This is a genomic window from Streptomyces sp. NPDC001549, assembly GCF_042894025.1.
Taxonomy (GTDB): domain Bacteria; phylum Actinomycetota; class Actinomycetes; order Streptomycetales; family Streptomycetaceae; genus Streptomyces; species Streptomyces kutzneri.
Window position 1 is genome coordinate 192,520 of record NZ_JBIAVJ010000005.1, and the last position, 11,680, is coordinate 204,199.

An 11,680-nucleotide genomic window follows, 5' to 3' on the forward strand; every position below is an offset into this window, starting at 1 on the left:
CCGCCCGGCTCCGGTCGCCGGGCTCACTCGACCGTCTGGCGGCCCTCCGGGCGGGCGCTGCACGAGCTGCGGAAGGAGCAGTGGTCGCAGTGGCGGCCCGCGGCGGGCGCGAACCGCTCGTCCAGGACCCGGCCCGCGGCGGTGGCCAGCAGATCGCCGACCCACTCCCCGTCGAGCGGCTGCTGGGCCTGCACCTTGGGCACCGCGTCGCCGCCCTCGCGGATCGCGGCGCCCTGGCGGAGCTGGACGAGCTCGGCGCCGCCGGGCTCGGGGCGCAGGCCGTCGAAGACCTCGTCGACGGCGCCCTCGCGCACGGCGAGCTGGTAGACGGCGAGCTGGGGGTGGCGGGCGACCTCGTCCCTGGTGGGCGCCGACCTGCCGGTCTTGAAGTCGACGACGTACGCCCGCCCCTGCGGGTCCGATTCGACCCGGTCCATGGAACCCCGGATGCGGACGGCGACCTCACCGGCTTCGAGTGTGACGTCGAACTCGTGCTCCGTGGCCACGGCCTCGCGGCCGCCGCGGTCGGTGGTGTGCCAGCGCAGGAAGCGCTCCAGGGCGGCGCGGGCGTTGTCCTTCTCCTGGCGGGACTTCCAGGGGGCGTCGAAGGCGAGGGCGTCCCACACCGAGTCGAGGCGTTCCATGAGGACGGCCAGGTCGGCGGGGGTGCGGCCGGAGGCGACCTCGTCGGCGAGGACGTGGACGACGTTGCCGAAGCCCTGGGCGGCGGTGGAGGGGGTGTCGGCCTTGACCTCGCGGCCGAGGAACCACTGGAGGGAGCAGGTGTTGGCGAGCTGCTCCAGGGCGCTGCCGGACAGGGCGACGGGCCGGTCCCGGTCGCGGAGGGGGACGCTGCTGCGGGTGGGCTCGTACAGGCCCCACCAGCGCTGCGGGTGCGCGGCGGGGACCAGGGGGCGGTCCTCGTCGTCGGTGAGCGCGGCGAGGCGGGCGAGGCGGCGGGCGGCCGCGTCGCGCAGGGCGGGCGAGGCGTCGGGGTCGACGGTGGTGGCGCGCAGCTCGGCGACGAGCGCGGCGACTGCGAGGGGGCGGCGGGGGCGGCCGGTGACGTCGCGCGGGGGGACGCCGAGCTCGGTGAGGAAGCGGGAGGGCTGGTCACCGTCGTCGGCGGGCGCCTTGACGGCGGTGACGACGAGACGGTCGCGGGCGCGGGTGGCGGCTACGTAGAAGAGCCGGCGCTCCTCGGCGAGCAGGGCGCCGGGGGTGAGGGGCTCGGCGAGGCCGTCGCGGCCGATGCGGTCGGCCTCCAGGAGGGAGCCGCGGCGGCGGAGGTCGGGCCACAGGCCCTCCTGGACGCCGGCGACGACGACGAGCGACCACTCCAGTCCCTTGGAACGGTGGGCCGTCATCAGCCGGACGGCGTCGGAGCGGGTGGCGCGGGCCGTCAACGTGTCGGCGGCGATGTCCTCCGCCTCCAGTTGTTCGAGGAAGTTGAGCGCGCCGCGGCCGCCGGTGCGTTCCTCGGCGCGGGCGGCGGTGTCGAAGAGGGCGCAGACCGCGTCGAGGTCGCGGTCGGCGTTGCGGCCGGCCGCGCCACCGCGGCGGGCGCTGCGCTCCAGCCGCTGCGGCCAGGGGGTGCCGTCCCAGAGGACCCAGAGGGCCTCCTCGGCGGTGCCGCCGCCCTGGAGCAGCTCGCGGGCCTTGCGCAGGAGCAGGCCGAGGCGTTGCGCGCCGCGGGCGTAGGCGGGGTCGTGCGCGGTGAGCCGTTCCGGCTCGGCGAGGGCGCGGGCGAGCAGTACGTCGGAGGGCGCGGGCACCTTGACGCCTGCGGCGCGCTCCTCGTCACGCAGGGCGCGGCCGAGCCGCCGCAGGTCGGCGGCGTCCATCCCGCCGAGGGGGGAGGCGAGCAGGGTGAGGGCGGCCTCGACGGTGACGCCTCCGGCGGGGTCGGCAAAGTCCCCGGGGCTCGGCCCCGGGCCCGCTTCGACGGCGTCGGGGTCGGGGTCGGCGTCGGCGTCGCCTCCGGCGGAGGATGTCTCCCGCCCACCCGCCCCGACAGTGCGAACGAGCTCCCCGACCCGGTCGCCAGGACCCGGCTCGACCGCGGCGTCGGACGATGCCGGGCCGTCGGGCTGCGCCGCATCGGCGGCAAGGGGCAGCGCAGGGTCGCCCGCGGTCTCGTCGCCCGATGGCACGGCGGCAGCAGGTCGCGCCGGGTCCGCTTCGGTGGATTCGGCAGCGACGGGGTCGGTGGTGGCCGAGGCGGCCGAGACGCGGAGGGCCGTCAGGAGGGGGGAGACCGCCGGTTCGTGGCGCAGGGGGGTGTCCGCGCCGTCCATCTCGACCGGGACTCCCGCCGAGATCAGGGCGCGGCGCATCGCCGGGAGGGTGCGGCCGCCCGCGCGGACCAGGACGGCCATGTCCTGCCAGGGCACCCCGTCCTCCAGGTGGGCACGCCGCAGGATGTCGGCGATGTTGTCCAGCTCGGCGCCCGCCGTCGGGTACGTGAAGACCTCCACCCGCCCGCCCTCCCGCACCGGCGCGAGATTCCGGTGGGCGCGGACCGCGTCGGCCGGCAGCCGCGGGACCGGCATCCGGGTGGTGAGCAGCCGGGTGGCCGCCAGCAGGGCCGCGCCGGAGCGGCGGCCGACGGTGAGGGCCCTGACCCGCGCGCCGGGGAAGGCCGAGTCGAAGTCCAGGACGTTGTTGATGTCGGCGCCGCGGAAGGCGTAGATCGACTGGTCGGGATCGCCGAAGGCGACCAGCGTGCCGCCCGGGCCGGTCAGGGCGCGCAGCAGCCGCAGCTGCGAGGCGTCCGTGTCCTGGTACTCGTCGACGAAGATCGCGTCGTAGGCGGAGGCGAGCGACGGCGTGCGTTCCGCGAGGAGCACCGCCCGGTGCAGGAGTTCCGCGTAGTCCAGCGTGCCCTGCATGTCGAGGACGTCGAGGTACTCGGAGAGGAAGGCCGCCGCCGCCTTCCAGTCCGGGCGGCCGATGCGGTCGGCGAACGAGGAGAGGGCCTGCGGCCCCAGGCCCAGTTCGCGGGCGCGGGCGAGCACCGCCCGGACCTCGTCGGCGAACCCGCGCGTGGTCAGCGCGGCCCGCAGGTCGTCCGGCCAGCGGATGGAGCGGATGCGGCGCTGGCCCTCCAGGAGGGTGCGGACCATCACGTCCTGCTCGGGGCCGGACAGCAGCCGCAGCGGGTCGGCGAAGAGGTCGGTGTCCTGGTGGGCGCGGACGAGTCCGTAGCAGAAGGAGTGGAAGGTGGTGGCCTGGGGAGCGCGCGCGCCGCCGAGGCGCAGGGCGGCCCGGTCGCGCAGCTCCACCGCCGCCTTGCGGCTGAAGGTGAGGATGAGGATCCGGGCGGGGTCGGTGCCCGCTTCCACCCGGGCGGTGACGGCTTCGACCAGCGTGGTCGTCTTCCCGGTGCCCGGTCCGGCGAGGACCAGCAGTGGTCCGCCGGTGTGGTCAACCACCGCACGCTGCGCTGCGTCCAGCACAGGGGGATCCACCCGTTCCGGCCCGGTGCGCACGAGGCGGTACGCGTCGGGGGTCCGCGTACGCCGCCGTTCGGTGCGGTCGGAGGAAGAGGTGATCACGTGGGGTGCCGGTCCTGGTGGGTCTGCGGGGTGTGGCGGTGTTGCCGTGCCGGCTGGCCGCGCGGAAGCCGCCGCGGAAGCCGAAGAGGCAACGCTACGGCAACCGGCCGACGCCGCGCAGTCCCCCCGGGTACCCCGGACGGGCGTTCGGGCCGTCGCCCGATCGCCCGTCCGGGCCGCGCATGGCCGAAGCTGTCAGATGTGAGCCTCGTCGCGCGTGCCGTCCTGTCCGCCATCCTGTCCGGGGGACCCGTCCCAGCGCGCCCGGCGCATGTCCAGCCGCGGCTCGCCGCCCGCCGTCAGGCGCAGCGGGGTGGCCTCCGTCCGGTAGTGCTCCAGGGCGCGCACCTCGTGGCCGGGCAGCGGCAGGCCGTCCGCCCGCACCACGCGCCACCAGGGCACGGCTCCCCCGTACAGGGCCATGACACGCCCGACTTGGCGCGGTCCTCCCTCGCCGAGCCACTCGGCGACGTCCCCGTATGTCATCACCCGGCCGGGCGGAATACGCTCGGCCACCTCCAGTACGCGCTCCGCGTACGCGGGCAGCTCCTCACTCATTCAGCACATGGTGCAGTACGTCGGCCGCGCTCCGGCGGAAGTCTCGCTTCCGCACCGGCGCGCACCCTGATGCCCCGCTGGCCCGTCGGTCCGTGCCACCATCTTCCGGGCGGTGACTGGTGATACGTGATCAAGAAGAGACGGATGTGACGACGAAGGAGCAGGGTGTGAGCCCTCCGGACGGCGCGGCGACCGATGACGGCGCACGCCCTGACGACGGCCGCGCCGCCCGCCCCGAACCCGTCCCCGAGCCCCGTCCGGAGCCCCCGCGCCCCGACGGCCGGACCGACCGCACAGGCAAGGCCGAGGCGGGCGGGGCCAAGCCCGGCGAGGCCAAGCCCGGCCAGACCAAGCCCGGCCAGACCAAGCCCGGCCAGACCGAGGCCGGCGAAGCCAAGGCGGTCGAAGCCGAGGCTGCCGAAGCCGAGGCCGTCGAAGCCAAGGCGACCAGGGCCAAGGCCACCGCGTCCGCCGCGGGCCCGCACGGTCACACCGCCACGGACGCCGACCGGGTCGAGGTCGACGAACCGCTGCTCGCCGCCCGCGTGCACCGTCCGTCCGACCTCGTACGCCTGCTCGTCGGCATCCTCGGCATCGCCGTCCTCCTCGCCATCGCCGCCTTCGCCCACGGCACCACCGTCGGCCTGGAGGAGGACATCAGCAAGGGCACCGGCCAGGCGCCCGCCCTGCTGATCAAGGTCGCCGCGCTGGTGTCCAGCATCGCGGTGCTGCTGCTGCCCGTCGCCTTCGCCATCGAGCGGCTGATCAAACGCGACGGGCTGCGCATCGCCGACGGCGTGCTCGCGGCCGTCCTCGCGCACGGCGTCACCCTCGCCACCGACCTGTGGGTCTCGCAGGCCGCCCCCGACACCATCCAGGACGCCCTCACCCGCCCCGCGGCCGGCGGGACCCTGACCGACCCGGTCCACGGCTACCTCGCGCCCGTCATCGCGTACATGACCGCGGTCGGGATGACCCGCAGACCCCACTGGCGGGTCGCCCTGTGGGTGGTCCTGCTGCTCAACGCCCTGGCCATGCTGGTCAACGGGTACACCACCCCCTTCTCGATCATCCTCACCGTGCTGATCGGCTGGAGCGTCGCCTACGGCACCCTGTACGCCGTCGGCTCGCCCAACGTGCGCCCCACCGGGCAGCACCTCCTCGCCGGACTGCGCCGGGTCGGCTTCCAGCCGGTCAGCGCGATGCGCGCGGAGATGCCCGAGGGCCCCGAGCCCTCCGAGGCCAACGACCGGGGCCGCCGCTACCACGTGACCCTGGAGGACGGGCCGCCGCTCGACGTCACGATCGTCGACCGCGAGCAGCAGGCCCACGGCTTCTTCTACCGGGTCTGGCGTCGGCTCACCCTGCGCGGCATCACCACCGGGCGCAGCCTGCAGTCGCTGCGCCAGGCGCTGGAGCAGGAGGCGCTCCTCGCGTACGCGGCCATCGCGGCCGGGGCGAACGCGCCGAAGCTGATCGCCACCTCCGAGCTCGGTCCGGACGCGGTGATGCTCGTGTACGAGCACCTGGACGTCCGGGCCCTCGACGCGCTCGCCGACGAGGAGATCACCGACGAGCTGATCCACCACACGTGGAAGCAGGTACGGGCCCTCCAGTCGCGGCGGATCGCGCACCGCCGGCTCACCGGTGACGCCCTTGTGGTGGATCGTTCCGGCAACGTCATCCTCACCGACCTGCGCGGCGGCGAGATCGCCGCCGGCGACCTGGTGCTCAGGATGGACATCGCCCAGCTGCTGACCACGGTCGGCCTGCGGGTCGGCGCCGAGCGCGCGGTGGCCTCGGCCGTGTCGGTGCTCGGCCCGGACGCGGTGGCGGACTGTCTGCCGCTGCTCCAGCCGATCGCGCTGAGCCGTTCCACCCGGGCGACGCTGCGCAAGCTGGCCCGGGAGCGGGCGGAGCGGCAGCGGGAGGCCGTACTGGAGTCCTCGCGGGCGGCGAAGGCGGCGCGCGAGGCGGAGTCCGCTGCCTCCGCGACCCCGGTCTCCGCGTCGGCCGCCGCCGACCGCAAGGCCGAGAAGAAGGCCCTGGAGGATGCGCTGGACGGGGCCCGCGAGGAGGATCTGCTGACCCAGATCCGCCACCAGGTGCTGCTGATCCGGCCGCAGGCGCCGGTGGAGCCGGCCCGGCTGGAGCGGATCCGGCCGCGCACGCTGGTCTCGTTCATCGCGGGCGCGTTCGGTGCGTACTTCCTGCTCACGCAGCTCGCCCACGTGGACTTCGCGACCATCATCGGCGAGGCGCAGTGGGGCTGGGTCGGGGCGGCGCTCGCCTTCTCGGCGCTGACGTACTTCGCGGCGGCGATGAGCCTGCTGGGCTTCGTCCCGGAGCGGGTGCCGTTCCTGCGGACGGTGGTCGCGCAGGTGGCCGGGTCGTTCGTGAAGCTGGTGGCCCCGGCGGCCGTCGGCGGTGTCGCGCTGAACACGCGGTTCCTGCAGCGGGCGGGGGTCCGGCCGGGGCTGGCGGTCGCGAGCGTGGGCGCCTCCCAGCTGTTCGGGCTGGCCAGCCACATCGTGCTGCTGCTGTCCTTCGGCTATCTGACCGGGACCGAGAAGACCCCGGAGATGACCCCGTCCCGGGCGGTCATCGCGGGTCTGCTGACGGTGGCCGTACTGGTGCTGGTGGTGACGGCCGTCCCGTTCATGCGGAAGTTCGTGGTGACGCGGGTACGGGCGCTGTTCGCGGGCGTGGTGCCGCGCATGCTGGACGTGCTCCAGCGGCCGAAGAAGCTGGTGACCGGCATCGGCGGGATGCTGCTGCTGACGGGCTGCTTCGTGATGTGCCTGGACGCGTCGATCCGCGCGTTCGGGGGCGGCGAGGCCATCAGCTACGCGAGCATCGCGGTGGTGTTCCTGGCGGGCAACGCGCTGGGGTCGGCGGCGCCGACGCCGGGCGGCATGGGCGCGGTGGAGACCACGCTGACCCTCGGGCTGATCGCGGCGGGTCTGGAGAAGGAGGTCGCGATCTCGGCGGTGCTGCTGTTCCGCCTGATGACCTTCTGGCTGCCGGTGCTGCCGGGGTGGATCTCGTTCAACTTCCTGACCCGCAAGGAAGCCATCTAGCCTCCGGCCCGGCCGGCGGATTCGGCACCGGCCGACGGCTGCGGCACCGGCCGGCGGATTCGGCACCGGCCGACGGCTGCGGCACCGGGTCGCTCCCGTACCCGCTACGGCGCTTCGCGCCCGCGCCTCACACGCCGGCGTGGCTGGAGGTTCCGGCCGGCGGGGGCAATGTCCGAGGCGGGTGGCAGCATGCGTCCATGAGTGAAGACCAGGACCGCCGTTGCCCGTTCGACGATCCGGCCGCGGTGCTGCGCGCGGACCGGGCGGCCCTGCGGGGTGGGGCCACCGGTGAAGGGGGCATCGGGCGGGAGGTGTTCACGCAGGCCGAGGCCGTCTTCGGGCGGGCCGACGTGGGGCGGGCGGAGTTCGCCTCCTGGCTGCACTTCGCCGCGACCGTGCTCGGGCACCACGCCTACGCCGCCCGCGTCGCCGAGGCCGAACCGGGGCTGCCCTGGCGGACGGTGTGGGCCTGGTGGCGGCCCGTCGGCGCCTACGTGGCGGAGCCGAACCTCAGCGGGGACCACACCGCCGAGGTGTACGACCTCGACGGGGGCGCGGCCGTGAAGGTGTGGGCCCTGTGGTGCGAGGACGCCTGGTTCGACCTGGAGACGGGACGCCGGCTGCCCGCACCGGCCGGCGGTGCGGCCGTGGAGCGGAAGACGGAGGAGCCGGACGGCCCTTGGCTGTTCGACGCGGAGGAAGAGGGCTGGGCCCTGCACTGCCCCGGCACCTGGGAGGAGCCGGCCGTGCTCGGCGGCGGCCGCTACCTGTACGCGGAGGCCCGCGGGGTCGTGGTGGTGGAGGAGAACGCCGCCGCGCTCGCCGGCCGGCCCCGGGGCGGCGCCGACACCTCCTCCTGGGAATCCGCCGAGGACACCCCGTGGTTCCGCCCGGGCACGCGCGGCTCAGGGCCGCTCACCGCGGCCGGGCTCGCCCGGACCTTCGGCGACGCGTGGGTCACCCGTATCCCCCGCGACGAGCTCCCGGACGCGCTGGAGCACCCGGCCACCCGGGAGTTCCTCAGCGGGGTCGGGCTGCCGCGCCACTGGGCCGCGGGCGTCAGCTCGTTCGACGTCGCCCCGGAGTTGCTGCGGCCGCTGACCGCGTCGGCCCCGGGGGCGGGCGACGAGGACCTCCTGCACCTCGGGACCTTCGGCTTCGGGTACACGGACCCGGGCCTGGTGGGCGTCCACCGCGGCTCCGGGGCGGTGTACATGTACCAGGAGTCCGTCATCCCGCTGGCCCGGGACGTGGCGTCCTTCGTCGGACTCCTCGACGGCATACGCCGGTACATGGGCGCCTGCTGGTCCCCGTACCCGGCCGAGGACGGCATCGGGGCGTTCCGCGAGGCGATGTGGGCCCTGGACTCCGCTGCGCTGGCCTCCGGCTCCCCCTCCGCCGAGACCTGGGAGCACCTGTTCGCCGCGATCACGGAGCTGAGCGTGTACGGCTACTGACCTGCGGGCGGGCGCGCCCCCCGTTCGGGTCAGCGCGCGGGCGGGGTCGGCACGGGGCGCACAGGATGGAGGCATGCCGACACACGCCTGGCGGGTCACCGCCGCCGCCACGCTCGCCGCCGGGCTGCTCGCCACGGCCGCCTGTTCCGGCGACGGCGACGGGAAGAAGACGACGGCCGACGGCACCCCGGAGGTCAAGCCCCTGAAATGGGGCGACTGCGAGGCCCCGACCGCCGCGCAGGGCGGTGGTCAGGCCCCTCCCAAGGACTGGCAGTGCGCCACGCTCGACGTCCCGCTCGACTACGCGAAGCCCGAGGGCGAGACGATCCCGATCGCCCTGATCCGGGCCAAGGCACGGGACCAGAAGAACCGGCTGGGCTCGCTGGTCTTCAACTTCGGCGGCCCCGGCGGCTCCGGGATCAGCACGCTGCCGGGCGCCTCGAAGGAGTACGAGGCCCTGCGCGCCCGGTACGACCTGGTGAGCTTCGACCCGCGCGGGGTGGGCGGCAGCGATCCGGTCCTGTGCCAGAACGACAAGCAGCTGGACCAGTACTTCGGCGAGGACTCCTCCCCCGAGACCCCGGAGGAGGAGAAGGCCTTCATCGAGAACATCCGCAAGTACCAGGAGGCCTGCGAGAAGAACTCCGCCGAACTGCTCCCCCACGTCGGCACCGAGAACGCCGCCCGCGACCTGGACCGCATCCGCCAGGCCCTCGGCGACGAGAAGCTGAACTACTTCGGCATCTCCTACGGCACCGAGCTCGGCGGGGTCTACGCCCACCTCTTCCCCAAGAACGTCGGCCGGGCCGTCTTCGACGCCGTCGTGGACCCGACCAAGACCGCCGAGGAGAGCGCCCTGGGCCAGGCGAAGGGCTTCCAGCTCGCGCTCGGCAACTTCGCCCAGGACTGCGTGGACCGCGGCGACGAGTGCCGGCTCCAGGGCAGCACGCCCAAGGAGATCGAGGCCGGCGTCATCAAGTTGCAGAAGGCGCTGGCCGCCAAGCCCATCCCGGGCATCGGGGGGCGGCTGCTCACCGAGAACCAGGCGACCAACGGCATCGCGCAGGCCCTGTACTCGAAGGAGCTGTGGCCGCTGCTGGAACAGGGCCTCGACGAGGCGGAGGGCGGTCAGGGGCAGCTGCTGATGGCCCTGTCCGACGCGCTCAACGGCCGTGACCAGCAAGGGCGTTACAGCAACATCGGCGCGGCCAACACCGCCATCAACTGCGTGGACGACAAGGAGCGCTACACCCTGGAGCAGACCAAGGCCAAGCTCGCGGAGTTCCGCGCCGCCTCGCCGGTCTTCGGGGACCTCCTCGGCTGGGCCATGATGTCCTGCACCGGCTGGCCGGTCCCCGGCACCTGGGAGACCCCCGACGTCTCGGCGCCGGGCTCCGACCCGATCCTGGTGATCGGCAACACCGGCGACCCGGCCACCCCGTACGAGGGCGCCCGCAACATGGTGGAGCGGCTCGGTCCGGGCGTGGGCGTGGAGCTCACCTACAAGGGCGAGGGGCACGGCGCGTACAACAGCGGCGACCCGTGCGTGCAGAAGGCGGTCGACACCTACCTGCTGGACGGCAAGGCGCCGGCCGCGGGCACCGTCTGCACCGCGGCACCGGACCCGACGCCGCCGCCCGAGGCGCCGGAGTCGTCGGCCGCCTGATCCGGTCCGCAGGACGAACGCCGAAGGGGCCGTGCCCCGTTCGCGGGGTACGGCCCCTTCGGACCACTGCTGGCGGACCTGGCGGACCGGCCCGGTGGACCGGCCTAGTAGACCGGCTTCTCGGGCTCGATCTGGTGGACCCAGCCGATCACGCCGCCGCCGACGTGCACCGCGTCCGCGAAGCCCGCGGACTTCAGGACCGCGAGGACTTCCGCACTGCGGACACCCGTCTTGCAGTGCAGGACGATCCGCTTGTCCTGCGGCAGGTCCTGGAGGGCGGTGCCCATCAGGAACTCGCCCTTGGGGATCAGCTTCGCGCCGGGGATCGAGACGATCTCGTACTCGTTGATCTCACGGACGTCGATGATCTCGATGGGCTCGTCGGTGTCGATCCACTCCTTGAGCTGCTTGGGAGTGATCGTCGAACCGGCGGCCGCCTCCTGGGCCTCCTCCGACACGACGCCGCAGAAGGCCTCGTAGTCGATGAGCTCGGTGACGGTCGCGTTCGGACCGCAGACCGCGCAGTCGGGGTCCTTGCGGACCTTGACCTGGCGGTACTGCATCTCCAGGGCGTCGTAGATCATCAGCCGGCCGACCAGCGGCTCGCCGACACCCGTGAGGACCTTGATGGCCTCGGTGACCTGGATCGACCCGATGGACGCGCAGAGCACGCCCAGTACGCCGCCCTCGGCGCAGCTCGGGACCATGCCCGGCGGCGGGGGCTCCGGGTAGAGGCAGCGGTAGCACGGACCGTGCTCGGACCAGAAGACCGAGGCCTGGCCGTCGAAGCGGTAGATCGAGCCCCACACGTACGGCTTGTTCAGCAGCACGCAGGCGTCGTTCACCAGGTAGCGCGTGGCGAAGTTGTCCGTGCCGTCGACGATGAGGTCGTACTGGCTGAAGATCTCCATCACGTTCTCGGCTTCGAGCCGCTCTTCGTGAAGGACCACGTTCACGTACGGGTTGATGCCCAGCACGCTGTCGCGGGCCGACTCGGCCTTGGAACGGCCGATGTCCGCCTGGCTGTGGATGATCTGGCGCTGCAGGTTCGACTCGTCGACCTCGTCGAACTCCACGATGCCCAGCGTGCCGACACCGGCCGCGGCGAGGTACATGAGGGCGGGCGAACCGAGACCGCCGGCACCCACGGCCAGCACCTTGGCGTTCTTCAGGCGCTTCTGGCCGTCCATCCCGACATCCGGGATGATCAGGTGCCGCGAATACCGACGGACCTCGTCAACGGTGAGCTCAGCTGCTGGCTCGACCAGCGGTGGCAGCGACACGGGCACTCCGAAGATGGGAGCATCCCCGCAGGTGCAGGGAGCAAACTGATGGTTGTTCTCCCAGTAACACTGCCACGCC

The 11,680-nt window shown here is 73.8% G+C and carries 6 protein-coding genes; 3 read left to right on the forward strand and 3 right to left on the reverse strand.

From position 1 onward, the window contains the following. Positions 1-23: 23 nt before the first annotated feature. Positions 24-3,557: an ATP-dependent helicase gene (locus tag ACFY04_RS11000; protein WP_389115691.1), complete on the reverse strand. Its 3,534-nt coding sequence runs from the start codon at positions 3,555-3,557 to the stop codon at positions 24-26. 195 nt (positions 3,558-3,752) lie between these two features. Continuing rightward, positions 3,753-4,115 (reverse strand): MGMT family protein, encoded by a 363-nt coding sequence (locus tag ACFY04_RS11005; RefSeq protein ID WP_373040959.1) that lies wholly within the window; start codon positions 4,113-4,115, stop codon positions 3,753-3,755. Between the two features lie 119 nt (positions 4,116-4,234). On the opposite strand from ACFY04_RS11005, the gene ACFY04_RS11010 reads away from it, so the two are divergent. From ACFY04_RS11010 to ACFY04_RS11020, 3 genes are all read left to right on the forward strand, one after another. Beyond that, entirely contained in the window at positions 4,235-7,195 is a 2,961-nt protein-coding gene (locus ACFY04_RS11010) for a YbhN family protein (RefSeq protein ID WP_389115692.1), read from the forward strand. A 197-nt stretch (positions 7,196-7,392) separates the two neighbouring features. Beyond that, complete coding sequence (locus ACFY04_RS11015) at positions 7,393-8,652, forward strand: SUKH-4 family immunity protein (RefSeq protein WP_389115694.1); 1,260 nt, start codon at positions 7,393-7,395, stop codon at positions 8,650-8,652. A 73-nt stretch (positions 8,653-8,725) separates the two neighbouring features. Beyond that, positions 8,726-10,318: an alpha/beta hydrolase gene (locus ACFY04_RS11020; RefSeq protein ID WP_389115695.1), complete on the forward strand. Its 1,593-nt coding sequence runs from the start codon at positions 8,726-8,728 to the stop codon at positions 10,316-10,318. Positions 10,319-10,422: 104 nt separating this feature from the next. Here ACFY04_RS11020 and moeZ read toward each other — a convergent pair whose 3' ends face one another. Next, positions 10,423-11,601 carry an adenylyltransferase/sulfurtransferase MoeZ gene (gene moeZ, locus ACFY04_RS11025; protein WP_030011110.1) on the reverse strand — a complete coding sequence of 393 codons (1,179 nt, stop codon included), beginning with the start codon at positions 11,599-11,601 and terminating at the stop codon, positions 10,423-10,425. Positions 11,602-11,680 lie beyond the last annotated feature (79 nt).

Bases quoted from the DNA above. Each gene is read 5' to 3' on its own strand.
- ACFY04_RS11005 (WP_373040959.1), bottom strand. From the start codon at position 4,115: ATGAGTGAGGAGCTGCCCGCGTACGCGGAGCGCGTACTGGAGGTGGCC.
- ACFY04_RS11015 (WP_389115694.1), top strand. From the start codon at position 7,393: ATGAGTGAAGACCAGGACCGCCGTTGCCCGTTCGACGATCCGGCCGCG.
- ACFY04_RS11020 (WP_389115695.1), top strand. From the start codon at position 8,726: ATGCCGACACACGCCTGGCGGGTCACCGCCGCCGCCACGCTCGCCGCC.